We start from the raw sequence: 21,489 nt of genomic DNA, 5'->3' as shown, positions 1-21,489 counted from the left end.
GGTCGGGCGTCGCGGCGTCGGTCATTCGGTGATCGTTCCTCGCAGGTAGCCGGCGGCGTGCGCGGCGCGCTCGCGCACGTCGGCCAGGTCGTCGCCGTAGGTGTTGACGTGACCGACCTTGCGGCCGGGCTTCACGTCCTTGCCGTACATGTGGATCTTCAACTGCGGATCGCGTGCCATGCAATGGAGATACGCGGTGTACATGTCCGGGTAGTCGCCGCCGAGGACGTTGGCCATCACCGTCCAGGTGGCGCGCGGACGCGGATCGCCGAGCGGCAGGTCGAGCACGGCACGGACGTGGTTGGCGAACTGCGAGGTGATCGCGCCGTCCTGGGTCCAGTGGCCGGAGTTGTGCGGACGCATCGCGAGTTCGTTGACCAGGACGGCGGGCTCGCCGTCGGCGTCCCTGACCTCGAAGAGCTCGACCGCGAGATGGCCGATGACACCCAGCTCGTCCGCGATGCGCAGGGCGAGCTGCTGGGCCCGCGCCGAGAGCTCGGCGGACAGGTCGGGCGCCGGGGCGATGACCGTGTCGCAGACGCCGTCGACCTGGATGGACTCCACGACCGGATACGCGACGGCCTGGCCGTGCGGCGAGCGGACGACGTTGGCGGCCAGTTCCCGGACGAAGGGGACCTTTTCCTCCGCCAGGACGGGCACCCCGGCGCGGAACGGATCAGCCGCGTCCTTGGAGGATCGCACGATCCATACGCCCTTGCCGTCATAGCCCCCTCGGACGGTCTTGAGGACCACCGGGAAGCCCGCCCCCTCCGCCGCGAAGCGCTCGACATCCGCGGGGTCGGAGACGATGCGGTGCCGCGGGCAGGGGGCGCCGATCGCGTCGAGCTTCGCCCGCATCACCCCCTTGTCCTGGGCGTGCACCAGCGCGTCCGGGCCGGGGCGGACGGGGATGCCGTCCGCCTCCAGCGCCCGCAAGTGCTCGGTGGGCACGTGCTCGTGATCGAAGGTGATCACATCGCACCCCTTGGCGAAGGCGCGCAGCGTGTCCAGATCGCGATAGTCGCCGATGACGACATCACTGACCACCTGGGCCGCCGAGTCCTGCGGGGTGTCACTGAGGAGCTTGAATCTGAGGCCGAGGGGGATGCCCGCCTCGTGGGTCATACGGGCGAGCTGACCGCCACCGACCATGCCGACTACCGGGAACGTCACGCTCCCCAGGGTATCCGCCCGAGGGCGCTGCCCCGACCCCCGCTTGGAGGATCATCCAAGTTCGCCAGTTCGACGATCTCCGCCTGAAGATCAACAAGGGCCGTTAGGCTCAGTGGTCAGGGGCTCGGGGCAGGGCGAAGGGGAGGCCCGATGGGGAAGAGCGGCATATCGAGGAACCCCGGCGTGCTGGTGGTCATCGTCGCGCTCGCCGCGCTGCTGGTGGCGGTCCATTCGGTGCTCAGCCAGCTGTCCGGACCGAAGGTCTACGACGACCGCAGCACCGAGATAGCGGTCGCCCCCGGCGAACGCTTCGCCATACGGGTCGCCGAGGACCCCGCCGACGGCTTCCGCTGGATCGTCGCCGAGCCCCGTCCGGATCCGGCCGTTCTGAAGGCCGCCGGAGGACACGTCGACGCCGACGAGCCGCCACCGTCCGGCACCGGCGGCTCGCGCTACCTCGACTTCACCGCGGTCCGTGCCGGGCGTACGGACCTGCGGCTGCTGCGCTGCCGCGCCTGCGGCCCCGGCGCGGCCGACGAGGCCGGCGCCCGCACCCTGAACTACCGCGTCACCGTCCGCTGACGCACCGCCGCGGGCCCCTCGGTCCCGGGCCCGGGACCGCGGCGGCAGCGCCCGGCAGCGCTGGTTAGCATGAGGTGCGGACCAGGACCGACCGACCACCGCGGACATCCGCCCACGACGGGGAGCTGAACGATCACCATGAGTGAACGGAGCGCACTGCGGTCGCGGCTGGAGGCGCTCACCCGGGAGGTCGTGAAGTTCGGGGCCGTGGGCGGCGCGGGGGTCATCGTGAACTTCGCGGTGTTCAACCTCGTGCGCCACCTGACCGAGGTGCCCGTCGTGCGGGCCAGCATCGTGGCGACGGTGGTGGCGACCGGAACGAACTACCTCGGCTACCGCTACTTCACCTACCGCGACCGCGACAAGCGGGGCCGCACCAGGGAGCTCTCGCTCTTCCTGCTGTTCAGCGTCGTGGGCCTGGTGATCGAGAACGGCATCCTCTATGCCGCGACGTACGGCTTCGACTGGGACACCCCGCTCCAGAGCAACATCTTCAAGTTCGTCGGCATCGGCGTCGCCACGCTCTTCCGCTTCTGGTCCTACCGCTCCTGGGTCTTCCGCGCGCTGCCCGCGCGCACGGCCGTGGAGACCGCGGAGTCCTTCCTCGCCGACGGCTCGCAGCGACCGCGGAGCGCCACCCGCGAGTAGCGGGCGGGCGCCTCGCGAGCCGCTCAGCCCTCGCCGCCCTCGGCCTCCCGGGCCAGGAACAGCGCGAAGATCGGCGGGTACTGCTGGAGCAGCTCCAGCCGCCCGCCGTCGGCCTCCGCCAGATCCCGCGCGACGGCGAGCCCGAGGCCGGTGGAGTTGCGGCCGGAGACGGTCCGCTCGAAGACCCGCGAGCCCAGGTCCGGGGGCACCCCGGGCCCGGCGTCGGTGACCTCGACGACCGCCTGGTTGCCGGTCACCCGGATGCGCAGCGCGACCGTGCCGTCGCCGTGCATCAGCGAGTTCTCCACGAGGGTGGCCAGCACCTGCGCCACGGCGCCCGGCGTGCCGACGGCCCGCAGCCCCTTCTTGCCGGAGCGGACGATGGCCCGCCCCGCGCTGCGGTAGGCCGGCCGCCACTCCTCGATCTGCTGCTTGACGACCTCGTCGAGGTCGAAGGCGACGGCCGAGCCGCTGCGCGGATCGCGGGAATTGGTCAGCAGCCGCTGGACGACGTCGGTGAGCCGCTCCACCTGGGCCAGCGCGATGGTGGCCTCTTCCTTCACGGTGTCCGGGTCGTCGGTGACGGTGATCTCCTCCAGCCGCATCGACAGCGCGGTCAGCGGCGTGCGCAGCTGGTGGGAGGCGTCGGCGGCCAGCCTGCGCTCGGCGGTCAGCATCCGGGCGATCCGCTCGGCGCTGGCATCCAGCACATCGGCGACCCGGTCCAGCTCCTGCACCCCGTAGCGGCGGTGGCGCGGACGCGGGTCACCGGAGCCGAGCCGTTCGGCGGTCTCGGCGAGGTCGGTGAGCGGCGCGGTCAGCCGGCGGGCCTGGCGGACGGCGAGGATGACGGCGGCGACGATGGCCAGCAGCGCGACGGCCAGGATCACCAGCAGCGTCCTGCCGATCTCCGCGCTGACGGTGGAGCGGGACTCCTGGACCGTCACGGACTCACCGCGGTCGCCCTTGACCTCCGACTCGATGACATCGCCCGAGGGGCGTTGCCCGATCTCGATCGCGGGCCTGCCGGGCACCTGGATCCGGGCGTACCGCTTGGCCGTGATCTGCTCGGAGAGGATCTCCGGGGTGATCTTCTCCCCGCTGCCCAGCCGGCTCTCCACTATGCCCACGAGCCGGACCGCCTCGGACGCCACGCTCTCCTGCGCGCCCGCCTGGATGGTGCGGGTCTCGACGATGACGAGCGAGACGCCGAAGACGGCGATCACGACGAGCACCACGGCGAGCGTGGAGTTGATCAGGCGGCGGCGCACGGTGCCCTCCGGGCAGGAAATCGGCGGTTCTCTCGGGGCTTCCCACCCGACGGCAGGGGCGCGGGCGCCTCAGCTCTTCTCGAAGCGGAAACCGACGCCGCGCACGGTGGCGATGTAGCGCGGGTTGGCGGCGTCGTCACCGAGCTTCTTGCGGAGCCAGGAGATGTGCATGTCGAGCGTCTTCGTCGACGACCACCAGGTGGTGTCCCAGACCTCGCGCATCAGCTGATCGCGGGTGACGACCCGGCCGGCGTCCCGCACCAGGACCCGCAGCAGGTCGAACTCCTTCGCCGTGAGCTGGAGTTCCTCCTCGCCCATCCACGCGCGGTGCGACTCGACGTCGATGCGTACGCCGTGGGTGGCCGGCGGCTGCTGGGGCTCGGCGGTGGAGCCGCGGCGCAGCAGCGCGCGTACGCGGGCGAGGAGTTCGGCGAGCCGGAAGGGCTTGGTGACGTAGTCGTCGGCGCCGGCGTCCAGCCCCACGACGGTGTCCACCTCGTCGGCGCGGGCGGTCAGCACCAGGATGGGGCAGGAGTGGCCTTCGTTGCGCAGCCGGCGGGCGACCTCCAGGCCGTCCATGCCGGGCAGGCCCAGGTCGAGGACGAGCAGGTCGATATTGCCCTGGAGACCGGCGTCGAGCGCCGTGGGGCCGTCCTCGCGCACCTCGACTTCGTAACCCTCGCGGCGCAGTGCGCGGGCGAGCGGCTCCGAGATGGACGCGTCATCCTCGGCGAGCAGTACACGGGTCATGGCCCGATGGTAGTCCGATGTATTGCGCCCGAGGGGCGGACCGGCGGGGAGCCGCGACGCGGGACCCTTCCCGGCGCGCACGACGACGCTGACCTGCGGACCCGCGGACGGCGCCGCCCCGTCCGGTTCCCGACGGCAGTGTGAGCGTTGTCTCACGCACCCCATTGATGGTTGAACCGGACGTATGGTGGCCGGACGTCCATCGCACAACCTCGGGACCCACGACTCCTACTGGTGTTGTCGGTCCCTGTTGTGTGCGGAGCTGGAACCACCAGGGCCGCACGCAGTGATCGACCTCTCGACCGGGTCCGCCGCGCCAGCAGCACGGGGGGCGTGGATCCCGGTGTACGACCGTCCTGCCGGCGTCTCCTCGTGAGGCGCCGAACCCCCGGACGTGGGGGCGGACATGTCTGCGCCGGTGCCGGTCACCCCCCACCCGGGCGCGTATCGGTGTCGAACGCGTCCCGAGAGAGCAAGGAAGACCAATGGCGTCCAGCCTGACGAAGGACGCGGCCCAGCAGGGGAACCCTGCGAACGGCGGCAAAACCCTTTTCGGCCACCCCCGCGGACTGGCCACTCTCTTCATGACCGAGATGTGGGAGCGCTTCAGCTTCTACGGCATGCGAGCCCTGCTCGTGGTCTACCTGATCTCCGGCGGCGCGGACGCCGAAAAGGGAGCCCAGGGCGGCGGTCTGGCCATGACGGTCGGCACGGCCTCGGCCATCTACGCGGTCTATCTCGCGATGGTCTACCTGCTCGCCCTGCCCGGCGGCTGGTTCGGCGACCGGATCTGGGGACCGCGGAAGACCGTGGCCATCTCGGCCGGCGTCATCATGGCCGGCCACCTGGCGCTGGCCGTCCCGGGCCAGGCGATGTTCTTCGTCGGTCTCGCGCTCGTCGCGATGGGCTCCGGCCTGCTGAAGGCGAACATCTCGACGATGGTCGGCCACCTCTACGACGGTCCGCAGGACCCGCGTCGTGACGGCGGCTTCACCATCTTCTACATGGGCATCAACCTCGGTGCGTTCGCCGCTCCGCTGGTCATCGGCACCGTCGGCCAGAGCGTCAACTGGCACCTGGGCTTCGCGCTCGCGGCGCTCGGCATGGCCCTGGGCCTGGTGCAGTTCCTGATCGGCACCCGCCACCTCAGCCCGCAGAGCAGCGTCGTGCCGACCCCGCTCCAGGCCGAGGAGCGCGCCATGTGGCTGCGCAAGGGCCTGATCTGGATCGCCGTCGCGGCGGTCTTCTACGGCGCGGTCGTCATGTCCGGCCACTTCACCCTGAACTGGGCGCTGATCCCGATCACGCTGGCCGGCCTGATCATCCCGGTCACGGTGCTGGCGCGCATCAAGCGCGACAAGGAGCTCAGCGAGAGCGAGCAGACCAAGGTCAGCGGCTACATCTGGTTCTTCGTGGCCGCCGCCGTGTTCTGGATGATCTTCGACCAGGGCGGCTCGACGATGTCCGCCTTCGCCGAGAAGAACACCGCCGGCGAGGTCTTCGGGATGAGCTTCCCGTCCTCCTGGTTCCAGTCGGTGAACCCGCTGTGGGTCATGGCGCTGGCGCCCGTCCTCGCCTGGCTGTGGCTGTGGCTGGCACGCCGGGACGGCGAGCCGAGCACCACGGTGAAGTTCTCGATGGCGATGGTCCTCATCGGCGGCTCGTTCTTCGTCTTCATCGTCCCGATGATGATGTCCGCCGAGGGCACGAAGGTCAGCCCGATGTGGCTGATCTCCATCTACATGATCCAGACCATCGGTGAGCTGTGCCTTTCCCCGGTCGGCCTGTCGGTGACCACCAAGCTGGCGCCGCAGAAGTACGCCAGCCAGATGCTCGGCGTCTGGTTCCTCGCCGTCACCGCGGGTGACTGCGTGACCGGTCTGCTGTCCATCGGCGGTGTGGACCTGAGCGGTACGACCGTACTGGCGGTGGAGGCGGCCCTGGCGGTACTGGCCGGCTTCGCGGTGTACGCGTACCGCAAGAAGATCGTGGCCCTCATGGGCGACGTCCGCTGACGCGACCCGCACCTGCGGAAAGGGCCCGGCACGCGCTTGCGTGCCGGGCCCTTCGCGTTCCGGGGCGCAGGGCCCGTCCGGCTCGCAGGTGCCGCCGTACGGGCCCGCCCGGAGCGGTTACCCCCGGAGCCGCCGCCACGGGGTGAAGGTGAAGACCGCTCCGCCGAGCAGCATGACGGTGCCGGCGACGAGGCCGAGGGCCCGCAGGCTGCCCTGGCCGCTCGCGCCCGTCTCGGCGAGGCCGCCGGACGCGCTGCCGCTGCCGCCCGAGGCGCTCGCCGGCCCCGCCGAGCCGCCGGACGCGGCCGCGCCCCCTGAGGAGCCGCCCGCGGTGCCGCCCGGCTGCGCGGTGGTGTCCAGTGCCAGCGAGACGCCCGGATCCTTCTCCGGGGTGCAGGTCGTGGTCGTCCCGAGGGCGTTGACGGTCAGTACGCCCGGGGTCAGCGTCGACTTCCCGGCCGCGCCCGGCTTGTACGTGCCCTTGAGGTCCGGGATCTCGATCGGCTGGCCGGACTTGATGGGCTCGGCGTTCGTCGGACCCTCGACCTTGACCGATCCCTTGTCCGCGCCGCCGACCGCGACCTCCATCGAGGGCTTGACCGAGTCCTTGGGGATGTCCGCCGGGCTGTCCATGACGGACTTGCCGAACTTCACCGTCAGGTCGTAGGCCCCGCCCTTCTTCACGCCGTTGATCTGGACCGGCGAGGTGGCCTTCTTGTCGCCGATGGGGGTCTTGCAGGCGTAGGGCACCTGCACTTCCTTGCCCTGGTACGCCGTGCCGTCGGGGTCGCCGCCGGAGCCGCCCGAGCCGCCGGAGCCGCCGGAGCCGCCCGAGCCGGCGCTGGTGCCTCCGTCGTCGCCCCCGCCCGAGTCGCCGCCGGACGTGCCGGAGGTCGTCCCGGTGGAGGTCCCCGAGGTGCCGGCCGTCGTACCGCCGTCCGCACCGCCCGCGGTGCCCCCGCCCGTCGTCCCGCCCGTCCCGCCACCGTCGGTCACCGTGATGGTGACCGCGGGCTTCACCTCCTCCTTGGGCGTGCACTTGGTGTCGGTGGAGATCGGCTTGTTGACGTTGATGTTGTAGAAGCCCGGCGTCAGCGTGACCTCGCCCGGCTTCTCCAGCTTGAGCTTGGCCGTCATGTCGGACAGCTTCATCGGGCTGTTCTTGGGGATCGGCGGGTTCTGCCGTGGCCCCTTCATCGCCAGCTCACCGGCCTGCGCGCCCGCCACCTTGACGGTGCCGGTCGGCTGGACGGTGTCCGCCGCCAGGTCCAGGATGTCGGGGTTCTTCGACGCCCCCTCGATCGTCTTCCAGACCACCTCGATCTCGTCGCCGACCTTCGCCGTCGCCGGCGCGCTGACCGCCACCTTGGTGGTGCCCTCGATCGGCGGCAGTCCGGATATGGGCGGCGGCAGACACTCCGTCAGGTACGCCACCTCTGCTGCCTGGGCGGGACCGGCCGCGACCAGCACGCCCGCACCCGCGAGCATCAGCGCGGCCGCCGAGGCCACACCCGCTCTGCTCCGTTTCCTCATCACGCAGAACCTTTCGACGTCGGTCGTTCGGTTGATGTGGTGGTGGACGGTGCGGTGTCCGGGGTGAACCACGGCAGCGCGGCGGAGCCGTCCGGCTCACCGGTTGCCGCCGTGGTTCTCTCGTCCTTCCTGCGGTTCTTCCTGCCGTACCTCGTGCCGCGACGGATCAGGGACTTCCCGTCGCCGTGCGCCGCCGCCCGTGGGCGGACGGGGGCCGCGCGTGCGGGGCGTACACGTTCCACGACCGCCATCCCGATACGGAACACGGCCATCGGGACCACCAGGCACAGCAGCACCCAGAAGAGCGTCACGCCCCACGGCCTGCCGACCCCCCAGGGCTGCTCGGCCAGGATCTTGCCCCCGTACTTGAGGGAGACCAGGTAGTCGCCGTGCGCGCCGGCGGCCAGCTCCACGGGCAGCGTGATCTCGGCCTTCCGCCCGGCGGGTACGGTCCCGCGCCACTGCTGCTCCTCCCACTCGGGGGCGAAGACGCCGTGCGAGGTACCGACCTGGAAGACCGGGTTCCGGGCCGCCGTCGGGCCGAGGTTGCCGACGGTGACGGTCAGCGTGCGCCGGGGCGGTGCGCCGAACCAGTTCAGCAGGCCGCTGCTGCCCGTGAGGCGCGGCGGGGCGAGCGCCGTCAGCCGTCCGCCGGGGCGCTCCTTCGGCAACGGCGCGACGGGGTGCCCGGCCACGGTGAAGGCGGCGTCCGCGTCCGCCGTGGCGCCGGTCACCGTGGCCACGTGCACCACACAGGGGCAGGGCTTGGGCGGTTCGGCGACCGGCAGGCTCCTGCGGAACGCCCCGCGGCTGTCGGTGGTGACGGCCCGTCCGTCGCCGTTGGCGCACGCGTTGGTGCCGCCGATCATGTTCTGGCCGCAGATCAGCAGGGTGAGCAGCGCCTTGGGACGCCAGCCGCTGCCGGTCACCGTGATCGTGCCGCCCTTGCCCGCCTCCTTGTCGGAGAGCCGGACGGAGGGCCGGTCGTCGGCCGCGGGGGCGCGGGCCACGGCGGTGGCTCCGACGGCCGAGGGGTGGCCGGTGGCATGCGCCGTCGCGGGCAGCGTCGGAAGGGCCGAGGCCGCGCACAGCGCGAGTGCCCCGACGGCCCGGCGGAGGAGGCGGCCGCGCAGGGGACGGGCGCGTGCCCGGGGCGGTCCCGCGTGCTCCGCCGCGAGCAGCGCGGGCGTGCCCCACCCACGGTCCACCGAACGATCCGTTTCGCGGTTCACGAGCGCACTCCCGATCCCGGTCCCGATGCCGCACCGGCTCCCGTACTAGCCAATTCCCTTTCCCGGCACACCACTTCGGCGAGGGCTTCGCCACCCTCGCTCCCCCGGGCCCCGCGGCCTTGCCGCGCCCGCCTCCGGCGCCGTCGCGCCAACCAGCCGCAGCCCGCCGTCAGGGCGAGCGCCGCTCCGGCCGCCGCGGTCCACGGGACGGCCGTGTAGGTCGCGGCGCCGGTGGCCTGCGCCCCGCCGGCGGCCGTCACGTCGAGGCGTACGTCCACCGCGTCCAACGCGGGCGGATCCCGCCAGATCTCGGTGCGCGCGAGGCGTCGGCCGGGCAGCAGGTCGACCGGCAGGGTGCGTGCCGCACGGCGCAGTTCCGTCCCGAGGCGACCGTCCGCGCGTACCGCGAGCCGTGGTGTGAGCACCGTGTTGCCGCGGTTGACCAGCGTGTATCCGATGACCGCGGTACTCCCCCGCCGGGTCACCGACACGTCCTCCACGCTCAGCGCGGACAGCGCGGGCCCGGCCACCCGCAGATGGATCCGTACCGTCCTGTCGCGTCCGCCGCTCGTGGCGACGAGCGCCGCGGGGTGGTCGCCGGGGAGCGCCTCGCGGGGCACGGTCACCGTGAACGGCACGCTCGCCCGGGTACGCGCCGGGACCTCGACCCGCTCGGTGGCCGGTGCGATCCAGGAGCCCGGACCGGATCCGCGGTCGGGGCCGCGCACGGCCAGGGCTCCGCTGCCGGTGGGGCCGAGGGCTCTGCCGTGGAGCCGGACGGTGACGGGCCGGCCGGTGGGGTTGCTGAGCGAGAGCCGGTCGGTCATGACGGTCCCCGGCGCGCCTTCCAGGTAGAAGAAGGGGCGGTCCTGCGCACCGGGCCGGGCCCCGCTGCCGGGCGCGGGTGCGACGGACCAGCCCGGCGCGGGAGGAGCGGCGGGGAGCGCCGCGGCCGGTGCGGCGGCCGTCCGGGCGACGGCCGCGGCGGGGCACAGCAGCACGGCGGCGGTCGCGAGGACCGCGCCGGTGACCACTGCGCGGGTACGGAACGGCATCGGCGGCTCCTGGCGTGCGGAGAGCGGGGTGCGGGTGTACTGGCGGACGGCGCCGCGGCGCTCGACTCAGGCGTACGGGGCCCGGGACGCGTCAGGCGCGCTGTTGACGGCGGGTCAGCCAGAGGACACCGGCCGTGCCCGCCAGCAGCACGGTGCCGCCGAGCGTGCCGAGGGCGACGGCGGAGTCCGCGGGGCCGGTCTGCGGCAGCTCCCCACCGGAGGAGCCCGTGGAGCCGCCACTCGCGCCACCGCTGCTGCCGCCCGCGCCGCCGGAGCCCTTGACGTCCAGGCTGAGCGAGGGCTCGGGGCTGTTGCTCGGCGTGCAGGTGGTGGTGGTGCCGAGGGCCTTGATGGTGAGCGTGGAGGCGGTGAAGGTGACCTTGCCGCTGCCCTTCGGCGTATAGGTGCCGCTCAAGTCGCTGATCTTTATGGGGGTGTTGGCCGGAATGGCCTTGTCGTTGGCGGGCCCCGAGACCGGGACCGTGCCGCTCTCGGCACCGCCCAGCTTGATCAGCGCGCTCGGCTTCATCGCCCCCTTGCCCAGCTCGACCGGGCTGGAGGAGACCCCCTTCTGGAAGGACATGACGAGCTTGTACGCGCTGCCGCTCGGGGTGCCCTTGATGTCGATGGGCGAGACCGCGCCCTTGTTGCCTATCGGCGTTTTGCACTGGTAGTTGACGTCGACGACCTCGGCGTGCGCGGCCGGCGCGGTGAGCATCACCGCGGACCCCGCCGTCATGGCAACGGCCGCGGCAAGACCGGCCGTCCGGCGCGGGCGGCCGCGGTGCTGTGCGTGGAAGCGGGCCACTGTGAGTTCCCCTTCTCCCGGAGAGCGCGCCGCCGGATTTACTGACGGCACATCAGATTGGGCGCTCAAGGTACGCCGGGGACCTTGTGGAGGGAAGGCACAGCGCAGCCCCGATCCGGCCGGGCGCGCGACGGCGGGGGGATTCGGGTCCGAACACGCCAAAGCGCGGGCCCGCGGGCCCGCTCTTCACACTCTGGTTCGCGCCTTGTCAGGCAGCGGGTCCGGCGAGCTCCGCCCAGACCGTCTTGCCCGCGCCCGTGGGGTTACGTACGACGCCCCAGTCCAGGCACAGCCGCTGCACGATGAACATGCCGTGGCCCCCCGGCCGGCCCGGGCGGTGCGGACTGCGGGGCTCGGGCGAGCCCGCGCCGAGGTCGCTGACCTCCAGCCGCAGCATCTTCGAGGTGCAGCGCAGCCGCAGCTCCTCGGGCCCTTCGGCGTGCAGGCAGGCGTTGGTGATCAGCTCCGAGACGACCAGCAGCACGTCCTCGGCGGCGGCCCGCTGATCGGCGTTGGCGGCCGGGAGCCAGCCCCAGTCGTGCAGCGCCTGCCGGGCGAAGTCGCGGCCACGCGCCACGGCCCCTCGGGTGCCCGCAAGACGCAGCCGACGGACCTGACCCACCGGGGCGGCGGCCGGGGCAGCGGCAGAGGCGCCGGCGCCACCCGCTTCCGGGCCGAGATCGCCCGGCGGGTACGGCCGGGTGGTGCTCATCAGCGCTTCACCTCACCGATTCGCCTGTTCACGGAAAACAGAAACTGACTGATTCAACGGATTCAGATGTCTCCTGCCCGACCGGACCGTGAGAACACCCACTTCTTGGGTACGGAAGTTGTGACACGGACTACGTGCCCGGAACGCAACCTTCCGGACACCCCCGCCACGGTCAGTCGGACAGCGCCGAGTCGAGCGTGTCGTGCACGGTGAAGACCGCGTCGGCGCCCGTGATCTCGAAGACCCGGGCGACCACCGGCTGCATCCCCACCAGGTGCACACCACCGCCGGCGGCCTCCGCCTTCAGGCGGGCGCCCAGCAGCACATTGAGCCCCGTGGAGTCCATGAACTCAAGGGGTGAGCAATCGATCACCAGGCGTGCGTAGCCGTCGTCCACGCAGCCTTCCAGTGACTCACGCAACAGATCGGCGGTGTGGTGATCAAGCTCACCCGCGACGGTCACGACCGCGCTGGCGCCGTCATGCCGGATCACGACGTGCAGCCGGCCCCGGCTTGCACTGTCGACCGTCCCGCGGTCCATGCGAGCGCACCTCTCTTGCTGTCTCGGCGATGGGTTTGCGTTATACGACTGAACTCGTCGAACCCTACGCCCTCACCGGACGCACGGGTAGCCGAACAATCCTCATATAGCGCGAAATACGGGCAACACGCACTTGCCATCTTCAGGTAAACCCAGGTAGGCAAGAACAGTCACGTTCGAAACGGCCGGCTTTGGAGGCGCCGCACACCCACGCTTCACGTAGAGCCATCGGCAGCCTTATGCCGAGAACCATGGAGGACACCATGTCACCCCGGATCGACGAACTGCGCACCGAAGACACCCGGCAGAACGCGTCGTCGACACCCCCGTCCGACCCGACCGGTCAGATCCCTTCCCAGCCGATGCCCGCCGAATCAGAACTGGCGGAAATTGCTGAGATCGAGGGCCTGCCCGAGATCCCGCCGTACGACGAGGTGGGTCCGGTGGACGCGAGGGCACTGTCCAAGACCCTCTTCGAGCGGCTGGAGTCGCTGGAGGAAGGCACGCACGAGTTCGCGTACGTCCGCAACACCCTGGTCGAGCTCAACCTCGCCCTGGTGAAGTTCGCGGCCTCCCGGTTCCGCTCGCGCAGCGAGCCCATGGAGGACATCGTCCAGGTCGGCACGATCGGCCTGATCAAGGCGATAGACCGCTTCGAACTCAGCCGTGGCGTCGAGTTCCCGACGTTCGCGATGCCGACCATCGTCGGCGAGATCAAGCGCTTCTTCCGCGACACCAGCTGGTCGGTGCGCGTACCGAGGCGTCTGCAGGAACTCCGTCTGGACCTCGCCAAGGCGGGCGACGAGCTGGCCCAGAAGCTCGACCGCGCCCCCACGGTCCAGGAGCTCGCCGACCGCCTGAGCATCACCCGGGACGAGGTCGTCGAGGGCATGGCCGCGAGCAACGCGTACACCGCGAGCTCGCTGGACGCCCAGCCCGAGGAGGACGACAACGAGGGTGCCCTGGCGGACCGCATCGGCTACGACGACCACGGTCTCGAGGGCATCGAGTACGTCGAGTCGCTCAAGCCGCTGATCGCCGAGCTGCCGCCGCGCGATCGCAAGATCCTCTCGCTGCGGTTCGTCGCGAACATGACGCAGTCGGAGATCGGCGAGGAGCTGAACATCTCGCAGATGCACGTCTCCCGCCTGCTGTCCCGCACGCTGGGGCGGCTCCGCAAGGGGCTGATGATCGAGGAGTGACGGTCCGCGGTCACTGCCGGTCCGCCGACCGACAGCCGCCCGCGCAGAGGAGGGCCTGCCCCGAGCGGTACTCGGGACGGGCCCTCCTCTGCTGTTCGGGGTCCCACCGGCTGCCATGGCTCCGCTTCCGGCCCGACCCGGCCGGGAGCGGGGCCACGGCGGCGTGGCCGGGCCCCGGGGCTGCCGGGCACGCCGCCGTGGCCGTGGGTGGGCGCCTCGCGCGCCGGCGGCCGCTTGGACCGTGCGGGGGAAGCCCCCCGGCCTTCGCGGCCGTGAGAGCCGCTCAGAGCCCGCTCCGGCCCCTCTTCCGCGTCCTCGCGCTCCTAGACGCGGACTCCCTTGTGCCAGACGTCCGTGACCAGCGGTACCCCGGGCCGGTAGGCGAGGTGGACATGGGAGGGCGCGTCCAGCAGGGCCAGGTCGGCACGGGCGCCGGGAGTGATCCGGCCCACGTCCGTACGGCGCAGCGCGCGGGCACCGCCCTCGGTCGCCGACCAGAGGGCCTCGTCGGGGGTCATCCCCATGTCGCGGACGGCCAGCGCGATGCAGAACGCCATGGAGCTGGTGAAGGACGAGCCCGGGTTGCAGTCGGTGGACAGCGCGACGGTGGCGCCCGCGTCGAGCAGCGGACGCGCGTCGGGCCACTGGGCGCGGGTGGAGAACTCGGCGCCCGGCAGGAGAGTGGCGACCGTCTCGGACTGTGCGAGGGCGTCGATGTCCGCGGCCGTGAGATGGGTGCAGTGGTCGGCGGAGGCAGCGCCCAGTTCGACGGCGAGCTGTACGCCGGGCCCGTGCCCGAGCTGGTTGGCGTGCACCCGCGGCAGCAGGCCCTTGGCCTTGCCCGCGGTGAGGATGGCGCGCGCCTGGTCGCCGTCGAAGGCGCCCTTCTCGCAGAAGACGTCGACCCAGCGGGCGTGCGGGGCGCAGGCGTCCAGCATCGGGCCGGTGACGAGGTCGACGTAGGCCGCGGGGTCGTCGGCGTGCTCGGGCGCCACGATGTGGGCGCCGAGGAAGGTGACCTCGTCGGTGTGCGCCGCGGCGATGCGCAGTGCCCTGGCCTCGTCCTCGACGGTGAGCCCGTAGCCGGACTTGGTCTCCTGGGTGGTGGTGCCCTGGCGGAGCCCCTCGGCGAGGTAGCGGGCGACGTTGGCGTGCAGGGCCTCGTCGGTGGCGGCGCGGGTTGCCGCGACGGTGGTGCGGATGCCGCCGGCGGAGTAGGGGCGCCCGGACATCCGGGCGTTGAACTCCGCGGTGCGGTCGCCGCCGAAGACGAGGTGGGAGTGGGAGTCGACGAAGCCGGGGATGCCCGCGCGGCCGGCCGCGTCGACGGCGTTGTCGGTGGCGGGTGCTTTGCTGGTCGTACCGACCCAGGCGATGCGGTCACCGTCGATGACGACGGCCGCGTCCTGGATCAGACCGAGGGGGCCTTCACCGAGGGAGGGGTCGTTGGTGACCAGCTGGGCGATGTGGGTGATGGCGGTGGTCGGCGTGGAGTTCGTCGTCATCGCGGGGGTGTTCTCCTTCAGCGGCGGGGGGCGCGTCAGCCGCTCACTGCGGCGATGGATGCGGCGAGGGCGGCGGGCACGTCGGGCAGCAGCGTGTGCACACCGTCCCGGACGATCTGCCTTCCGCCGACGACCGTGTGCCGTACGTCCGCCGCGGAGGCGGCGAATACTGCCGTCTCGGCGCCGAGTCGGGGCGGCGGTCCGGCGGTGCGTACGGAGTCCAGCGCGATCGTGGTGAGGTCGGCGAGCGCGCCGGTCTCGATGGCGCCGGCGTCGTCCCAGCCCAGGGCGGCGTGGCCGTCGGCGGTCGCGGCGCGCAGCAGCGCGGCGGCCGTCCAGTGCCCCCGGGTGCGGCTGCGCAGCCGCTCGTCGAGCTCCATCGCGCGGGCCTCTTCGAGCAGGTCGATGACGGCGTGGCTGTCGCTGCCGAGGGAGAGCGGGCTGCCGTGGCCCTGGAGCCGGGTGGCCGGGCCGATGCCGTCGGCGAGGTCGCGTTCGGTGGTCGGGCACATGCACACGCCGGTGCTCGCCCCGCCGAGCAGGGCGATGTCCTGGTCGGTGAGGTGGGTGGCGTGCACGGCCGTGGTGCGGGGGCCCAGGGCGCCGTGGTCGGCGAGCAGCCGGGTGGGTGTGCGGCCGTGCGCCTCGTGGCAGGCGTCGTTCTCCGCGGTCTGCTCGGAGAGGTGGACGTGCAGGGGTGCCCGCCGCTCCTGCGCCCAGTGGGCGACGGTGCTCAGCTGGTCGGCGGGGACGGCCCGTACGGAGTGGATGGCGGCGCCGATGCGGGCGTGATCGCGGCCGTCCTTGAGCGCGTCCGCGCGCTGGGCCCAGGCGTCGGCGGTGCCGTCCGAGAAGCGCAGCTGGTGCTGCTCGGGCGGGGCGCCGAAGCCGGCGGAGAGGTAGGCGGTGTCGAGCAGGGTGATGCGGATACCGGCGTCGGCGGCGGCCGCGATCAGTGCCTCCCCCATCGCGTTGGGGTCGTCGTAGCGGGCGCCGCCGGGCGCGTGGTGGAGGTAGTGGAATTCGCCGACGCAGGTGATGCCGGCCAGCGCCATCTCGGCGTAGACGGCGCGTGCGAGGGCGTAGTAGCTGTCCGGTGTGAGGCGCGCGGCGACCTTGTACATCACCTCGCGCCAGGTCCAGAAGGTGCCGGAGCCCACCTGCACGGTGCCGCGCAGGGCGCGGTGGAAGGCGTGGCTGTGGGCGTTGGCGAGGCCGGGCAGGGTCAGACCGCGCAGCGTGACGGCGCCGGGCGGCGGGGCGGCGGCTCCGGTGCGTACGGCCGCGATGCGCCCGTCCCGCACGTCCAGGGTGACGCCCGGCTCGACATGCGTGCCGAGCCAGGCGTGTTCGAGCCAGTACGTCGTCGGTGTTGCCTGCGGCGTCAGCGGCACGCCAGCCCCTCCAGTACGTCGGCGAGTGCGGTGACCCCGGTGACGCAGTCGTCCTCCTCCGCCTTTTCGGCGGGTGAGTGCGAGACGCCGGTGGGGTTGCGGACGAACAGCATGGCGGTGGGGACGGTTCCGGACAAAATACCGGCGTCGTGGCCCGCGCCGGTGCCGAGCACGGGCACCGGACGGTCCCCCGCCTTGCCCAGGATCGCGGCCAGCTCGTCCCGCAGGGCGTGCTGGAACTCCACGACGGGGGTGAACGACTCGCGCACGACGCGAAGGTCCACGCCGTCGCGGGCGGCCCGCTCTGCCGCCGCCCGTTCGATCCCTGCGACGACGGTGTCCAGTGTCTCCTGGTCGGCGGCGCGGGAGTCCAGCCAGCCGCGGACGAGCGAGGGGATGGCGTTGACCCCGTTCGGCTCCACGCTGATCTTCCCGAAGGTGGCCAGGGCGCCGGCCAGTCGCGCCTGTTCCCGGGCGGCGAGCACGGTCGCGGCGTAGCTGAGCATCGGGTCGCGCCGGTCGTCGAGGCGGGTGGTGCCGGCGTGGTTGGCCTCGCCGTGGAAGTCGAACCGCCAGCGGCCGTGCGGCCAGATGGCGGAGGCGATGCCGACCGGGTCACCGGAGAGGTCCAGGGCCCGGCCCTGCTCGACGTGGAGTTCGACGAACGCGCCGATACGGGCGAGCCGTTCGGGGTCCGGGCCGATGGCCTCCGGGTCGTATCCGGCGCTCTCCATGGCCTGCGGCAGGGTGATGCCGTCGCCGTCGCGCAGCTGCTGCGCCGCCTCGGCGGTCAGGGCCCCGGCCGCCAGCCGGGAGCCGACGCAGGCCAGTCCGAAGCGGGCGCCTTCCTCGTCGCCGAAGTTGACGATCGCCAGCGGTTTGACGAAGTCCGCTCCTCTGCCGCGGAGTTCGTCCAGTGCCGCGAAGGAGGAGACGACGCCCAGCGGCCCGTCGAAGGCGCCGCCGTCGGGTACGGAGTCCAGGTGGGAGCCGGTGACGACGGCGTCTCCCGGGGCCACGTCCCGGTACGTCGTCGCACCGAGCCACGCCCACTGGTTGCCGTTGCGGTCCAGCTCGTAGGCCAGCCCGCGGGCCTCGGCCTGCGCCTGGAACCACGCGCGGCAGTCGGTGTCCGCGCCGGTCCAGGCGTAGCGGCGGTAGCCCCCTGAGGCGGAGCTGCGGCCGATGGGCCGCAGCTCCTGCCACATCTCGTGGAACGAGGCGGTCACGCGCCCCCGCCTTCGCCCTCGCGCATCGGGACGCGGACGCCGCGCTCGGCGGCCACCTCGTCGGCGCGCTCGTAGCCGGCGTCGACGTGCCGGATGACGCCCATGCCGGGGTCGTTGGTGAGCACCCGGCGGATCTTCTCGCCGGCCAGCGGCGTGCCGTCGGCGACGGTCACCTGGCCGGCGTGGATCGACCGGCCCATGCCGACGCCGCCGCCGTGGTGCAGCGAGACCCAGGAGGCGCCGGAGGCGACATTGACCATGGCGTTGAGCAGCGGCCAGTCGGCGATGGCGTCGGAGCCGTCCTTCATGGCCTCGGTCTCGCGGTACGGCGAGGCCACCGAGCCGCAGTCGAGGTGGTCGCGGCCGATGGCCAGCGGCGCGCGCAGGGTGCCGTCGGCGACCATCTCGTTGAACCGCTCGCCGGCCTTGTCGCGCTCGCCGTAACCGAGCCAGCAGATCCGGGCGGGGAGGCCCTGGAAGTGCACCCGCTCACCGGCCAGCTTGATCCAGCGGGCCAGCGACTCGTTCTCCGGGAAGAGGTCGAGGATGGCCTTGTCGGTGGCCGCGATGTCCCGGGCGTCGCCGGAGAGCGCCGCCCAGCGGAAGGGGCCCTTGCCCTCGGCGAACAACGGCCGGATGTAGGCGGGCACGAAGCCGGGGAAGGCGAAGGCGCGGTCGTATCCGGCGAGTTGGGCCTCGCCGCGGATGGAGTTGCCGTAGTCGAAGACCTCGGCGCCGGCGTCCATGAAGCCGACCATGGCCTCGACGTGCCGGGCCATGGACTCGCGGGCCCGCTGGGTGAAGTCGGCGGGCTTCTCGGCGGCGTAGGCGGCCATGTCGTCGAAGTCGACGCCGATCGGGAGGTAGGCCAGCGGGTCGTGGGCGCTGGTCTGGTCGGTGACGATGTCGATCGGCGCGCCTTCGGCGAGCATCTGCGGCAGCAGCTCCGCGGCGTTGCCGAGCAGACCGATCGAGAGCGGCTTGCGCTGGTCGCGGGCTTCGACGGCGAGCTGCAGGGCGTGCTGGAGGTTGTCCGCCCGCACGTCGAGGTAGCGGTGCTCGATGCGGCGCTCGATGGCGCGCGGGTCGACGTCGATGCAGAGGGCGACGCCGTCGTTCATCGTGACGGCGAGCGGCTGGGCGCCGCCCATGCCGCCGAGTCCGGCGGTGAGGGTGATCGTGCCGGCGAGGGTGCCGTTGAACTTCTTGGCCGCGACGGCCGCGAAGGTCTCGTAGGTGCCCTGGAGGATGCCCTGGGTGCCGATGTAGATCCAGGAGCCGGCCGTCATCTGCCCGTACATGGTCAGGCCGAGGGCCTCCAGGCGCCGGAACTCCTCCCAGTTGGCCCAGTCGCCGACCAGGTTGGAGTTGGCGATGAGCACCCGGGGCGCCCACTCGTGGGTCTGCATGACGCCGACCGGCCTGCCGGACTGGACCAGCATGGTCTCGTCCTGCTTGAGCGTGGTGAGCGTGCGCACCATCGCGTCGAAGGAGCGCCAGTCACGGGCGGCCTTGCCCGTTCCGCCGTAGACGACGAGCTGGTCGGGGTGTTCCGCCACCTCCGGGTCGAGGTTGTTCTGCAGCATCCGCAGCGCGGCTTCCTGCTGCCATCCCCGAGCACTCAGCTCCGTACCGCGCGGCGCCCGCACGGGTCGCGGTCCCGACATGGGCCCTGCCTCCCTGCCATTGAATGGATTGAGATATTCACATCTTGGAGCTACTGAATACCTCTAGTCAACAGGGCGCGGTGACCTGTTCCGTCAGGGGCACGCGAACCAGCCAGGCGCCAGCGCTCGGCGCGGCACTTCAACCCCACCCCGATTTGGACTTGCCTACCGGGAAAGTTGGCGCTAACTTTCCCAGTAGGCAAGTCAACGGGGAAAACCGTCTCGGGGAGGCGAAGGCCATGACCACACCGGTGGATGCCGAGCAGGCATGGAGGGATCTGCAGCGGATCCGGGTGCCGCAGGAGCGGGTGTACGACGAGATGGAGCGCTGTGCGTCCGGCGGCCCAGGAGCCACGTACACCACGGCGGCGATCATGTGGGTCTTCCTCGCCAGCATGGGCCTGGACCTGCCCAAGTGGGGCGTCTGGCTGGTACTCGCCGGTTACGTCGCGGTGCTCCTCGGCCTCGCCGTGGTCTACAACCGCAGGTCCCGTATGCGGCTGCACCGCTCGCGCCACACCTGGCGGTCGCTGGCCCCGCTCCTCGCCGGAGCGGTGACGACCGGCGGCACGATCCTGCTCTCCGGCCACCTGGTCGAATCGCTGGAGCTGCCGTTCGGCAGCCTGATCCAGGCCACCGCCTCCGCCGCCGTCTTCGTGCTGTTCACCGGGCCGGCGAACCGCTGGTCGGCCAACTCGCTGCGCGAGGGCGCCGCGGACCGTGCGAGGGCCGACCGATGAGCACCCCCAGCGGCTTCGACGAACTGATCCATCCCGCCACCAGGCTCTCCGTGGTGGCGCTCCTCGCGGCGACGGAATGGGCCGACTTCCCGTTCATCCGCGAGAGCCTCTCGCTCAGCGACTCCGCGCTCTCCAAGCAGCTGCACACCTTGGAAGAGGCCGGCTACCTGGAGATACACAAGGAGGGCGGCGGCCGTAAGCGGCGGACCAGGGTGCGGCTGACCGACCGCGGCAGGACCGCCTTCGAAGGACACGTCGCGGCGCTCCGGGCGATCGTCGAGGGCGCGGGCCCCCAGCGGCAGGCGCCGGCGTCCACCGAGGCCACCGGGGCGGCGCACCACGCGGAGGCCGGCCGATGACCTCCACCTCGCAGCCCGCACCCGGGCGCCCCGCCGGCGACCCGGCCGGCGGCGACCCCGTCATCCAGGTGCGCGACGTCCGGATGGCATACGGCGGCGTCGATGTCCTGCACGGCATCGACCTGGACATCCACCGCGGAGAGATCTTCGCGCTGCTCGGCCCCAACGGTGCCGGGAAGACCACCACCGTCGAGATCCTGGAGGGCTTCCGCAAGCGCTCCGCCGGCGAGGTCCGGGTCCTGGGCACCGACCCGGCGCACGGTGGCGATGCCTGGCGCGCCCGGATCGGCCTGGTCCTGCAGTCCTGGCGCGACCACCGCCGCTGGCGGGTCGCCGAGCTGCTCACGCACTTCGCCGGCTACTACCCCGACCCGCGCGAGCCCGCCGCGCTGCTGGCCCTGGTGGGCCTGGCGGAGCAGCGCGGCAAGCGGGTCGACCAGCTGTCCGGCGGGCAGCGCAGGCGTCTGGACGTGGCCCTCGCCCTCGTCGGCCGGCCGGAACTGCTCTTCCTGGACGAGCCGACCACCGGCTTCGACCCGGAGGCGCGCCGCGACTTCCACGTCCTGGTCGAGCGGCTCGCCCGCGACGAAGGCGTCACGGTCCTGCTCACCACCCACGACCTGGTGGAGGCCGAGCGGCTGGCCGACCGGATCGCGGTACTGGTCAAGGGCCGTATCCGGGCCCGCGGGACGCCCGCGGAGCTGGCCGCGCGGGCCGCCGCGAGGGCCGAGGTGCGCTGGACCGCGGCCGACGGGACGGCGCGCCGCGCGCGCACCGCGGACCCCTCCGGGCTGGTGTGGGACCTCCATCAGGAGACCGGGGGGCCGATCGCCGGGCTGGAGGTCCGCCGCCCGACGCTGGAGGACACCTATCTGCACATGGTGCGCCAGGAGGACACCGGCGCGGACGCGGACGGCGGTGCGGGCGGAAGCGACGGTGCGGACGGCCGCCGTGACGGGGACGTCCCGACGCGGACCGCAGAAGGCGAAGGCGGGGCCGGCGCAGGACTCGGTGAGAGCGGGGCCGAGCCCGAGAACGCGACCACGCCCCGCAACGGGGAAGCAGCGTGAGCG

At 72.3% G+C, this 21,489-nt stretch carries 20 protein-coding genes; 7 read left to right on the top strand and 13 right to left on the bottom strand.

The genetic code is table 11. From position 1 onward, the window contains the following. Positions 1-21: 21 nt before the first annotated feature. Complete coding sequence (locus tag QOM21_RS22135) at positions 22-1,173, bottom strand: 5-(carboxyamino)imidazole ribonucleotide synthase (protein WP_407552545.1); 1,152 nt, start codon at positions 1,171-1,173, stop codon at positions 22-24. A 150-nt stretch (positions 1,174-1,323) separates the two neighbouring features. Between QOM21_RS22135 and QOM21_RS22130 the strand changes: the two genes are divergently transcribed. Both QOM21_RS22130 and QOM21_RS22125 read left to right on the top strand, forming a co-directional pair. After that, positions 1,324-1,755 carry a protease inhibitor I42 family protein gene (locus tag QOM21_RS22130; RefSeq protein ID WP_407552543.1) on the top strand — a complete coding sequence of 144 codons (432 nt, stop codon included), beginning with the start codon at positions 1,324-1,326 and terminating at the stop codon, positions 1,753-1,755. A gap of 138 nt (positions 1,756-1,893) precedes the next feature. Beyond that, positions 1,894-2,403 carry a GtrA family protein gene (locus tag QOM21_RS22125; RefSeq protein ID WP_407552541.1) on the top strand — a complete coding sequence of 170 codons (510 nt, stop codon included), beginning with the start codon at positions 1,894-1,896 and terminating at the stop codon, positions 2,401-2,403. 23 nt (positions 2,404-2,426) lie between these two features. Here the strand turns inward: QOM21_RS22125 and QOM21_RS22120 are convergent, their stop codons facing one another. Next, positions 2,427-3,674, bottom strand: a complete 1,248-nt coding sequence (locus QOM21_RS22120) for an ATP-binding protein (protein ID WP_407552539.1) — start codon at positions 3,672-3,674, stop codon at positions 2,427-2,429. A 69-nt stretch (positions 3,675-3,743) separates the two neighbouring features. Continuing rightward, entirely contained in the window at positions 3,744-4,424 is a 681-nt protein-coding gene (locus QOM21_RS22115) for a response regulator transcription factor (RefSeq protein WP_393892397.1), read from the bottom strand. 485 nt (positions 4,425-4,909) lie between these two features. Here QOM21_RS22115 and QOM21_RS22110 point away from each other — a divergent pair, with 485 nt between their 5' ends. Continuing rightward, positions 4,910-6,439 carry a peptide MFS transporter gene (locus QOM21_RS22110; protein WP_407552537.1) on the top strand — a complete coding sequence of 510 codons (1,530 nt, stop codon included), beginning with the start codon at positions 4,910-4,912 and terminating at the stop codon, positions 6,437-6,439. Positions 6,440-6,556: 117 nt separating this feature from the next. Here the strand turns inward: QOM21_RS22110 and QOM21_RS22105 are convergent, their stop codons facing one another. The 6 genes from QOM21_RS22105 to QOM21_RS22080 all read right to left on the bottom strand — a co-directional run bounded on the left by QOM21_RS22105 (position 6,557) and on the right by QOM21_RS22080 (position 12,320). Further along, entirely contained in the window at positions 6,557-7,972 is a 1,416-nt protein-coding gene (locus QOM21_RS22105; protein WP_407552535.1) for a hypothetical protein, read from the bottom strand. Beyond that, positions 7,972-9,105: a hypothetical protein gene (locus tag QOM21_RS22100; RefSeq protein ID WP_407555758.1), complete on the bottom strand. Its 1,134-nt coding sequence runs from the start codon at positions 9,103-9,105 to the stop codon at positions 7,972-7,974. Before QOM21_RS22100 ends, QOM21_RS22105 begins: the two co-directional genes overlap by 1 nt. 95 nt (positions 9,106-9,200) lie before the next feature. After that, positions 9,201-10,259, bottom strand: coding sequence for a hypothetical protein (locus tag QOM21_RS22095; RefSeq protein ID WP_407552533.1), 1,059 nt, complete (start codon positions 10,257-10,259; stop codon positions 9,201-9,203). 91 nt (positions 10,260-10,350) lie between these two features. Next, on the bottom strand, positions 10,351-11,067 hold the full coding sequence (locus tag QOM21_RS22090; protein ID WP_407552532.1) for an LPXTG cell wall anchor domain-containing protein: 717 nt from the start codon (positions 11,065-11,067) through the stop codon (positions 10,351-10,353). Between the two features lie 208 nt (positions 11,068-11,275). Continuing rightward, positions 11,276-11,779, bottom strand: coding sequence for an ATP-binding protein (locus QOM21_RS22085; protein ID WP_407552530.1), 504 nt, complete (start codon positions 11,777-11,779; stop codon positions 11,276-11,278). A gap of 172 nt (positions 11,780-11,951) precedes the next feature. Continuing rightward, positions 11,952-12,320: an STAS domain-containing protein gene (locus QOM21_RS22080; RefSeq protein WP_393892403.1), complete on the bottom strand. Its 369-nt coding sequence runs from the start codon at positions 12,318-12,320 to the stop codon at positions 11,952-11,954. 362 nt (positions 12,321-12,682) lie between these two features. On the opposite strand from QOM21_RS22080, the gene QOM21_RS22075 reads away from it, so the two are divergent. Then, entirely contained in the window at positions 12,683-13,522 is an 840-nt protein-coding gene (locus tag QOM21_RS22075; protein WP_407555757.1) for an RNA polymerase sigma factor SigF, read from the top strand. A gap of 323 nt (positions 13,523-13,845) precedes the next feature. Here the strand turns inward: QOM21_RS22075 and hutI are convergent, their stop codons facing one another. From hutI to hutU, 4 genes are read right to left on the bottom strand one after another with little or no spacing between them, the layout of a single operon-like run. Further along, positions 13,846-15,027 (bottom strand): imidazolonepropionase, encoded by a 1,182-nt coding sequence (hutI, locus tag QOM21_RS22070; protein WP_407552528.1) that lies wholly within the window; start codon positions 15,025-15,027, stop codon positions 13,846-13,848. A gap of 35 nt (positions 15,028-15,062) precedes the next feature. After that, positions 15,063-16,421, bottom strand: coding sequence for a formimidoylglutamate deiminase (locus QOM21_RS22065; protein WP_407552527.1), 1,359 nt, complete (start codon positions 16,419-16,421; stop codon positions 15,063-15,065). Beyond that, on the bottom strand, positions 16,412-17,629 hold the full coding sequence (locus QOM21_RS22060) for an allantoate amidohydrolase (protein ID WP_407555756.1): 1,218 nt from the start codon (positions 17,627-17,629) through the stop codon (positions 16,412-16,414). Before QOM21_RS22060 ends, QOM21_RS22065 begins: the two co-directional genes overlap by 10 nt. Before the next feature lie 17 nt (positions 17,630-17,646). Beyond that, the gene (gene hutU, locus QOM21_RS22055) at positions 17,647-19,317 is read right to left on the bottom strand and encodes a urocanate hydratase (protein WP_407552525.1); all 1,671 of its coding nucleotides are present in this window, start codon (positions 19,315-19,317) and stop codon (positions 17,647-17,649) included. 239 nt (positions 19,318-19,556) lie between these two features. Between hutU and QOM21_RS22050 the strand changes: the two genes are divergently transcribed. Genes QOM21_RS22050 through QOM21_RS22040 form a run of 3 tightly spaced genes read left to right on the top strand, consistent with a single transcriptional unit; the run spans position 19,557 to position 21,486 of the window. After that, positions 19,557-20,057 (top strand): hypothetical protein, encoded by a 501-nt coding sequence (locus tag QOM21_RS22050; RefSeq protein ID WP_407552523.1) that lies wholly within the window; start codon positions 19,557-19,559, stop codon positions 20,055-20,057. Beyond that, on the top strand, positions 20,054-20,416 hold the full coding sequence (locus QOM21_RS22045) for a transcriptional regulator (protein ID WP_407552521.1): 363 nt from the start codon (positions 20,054-20,056) through the stop codon (positions 20,414-20,416). The genes QOM21_RS22050 and QOM21_RS22045 overlap by 4 nt, the downstream gene beginning before the upstream one ends. Beyond that, the gene (locus tag QOM21_RS22040; RefSeq protein WP_407552520.1) at positions 20,413-21,486 is read left to right on the top strand and encodes an ABC transporter ATP-binding protein; all 1,074 of its coding nucleotides are present in this window, start codon (positions 20,413-20,415) and stop codon (positions 21,484-21,486) included. The genes QOM21_RS22045 and QOM21_RS22040 overlap by 4 nt, the downstream gene beginning before the upstream one ends. The last annotated feature ends 3 nt before the right edge of the window (positions 21,487-21,489 follow it).

It is taken from the genome of Streptomyces sp. Pv4-95, from assembly GCF_045782725.1.
Classification (GTDB): Bacteria; Actinomycetota; Actinomycetes; order Streptomycetales; family Streptomycetaceae; genus Streptomyces.
The sequence above is the reverse complement of the archived record's forward strand: the minus strand, read 5'-3'. Positions and strand labels throughout refer to the sequence as shown.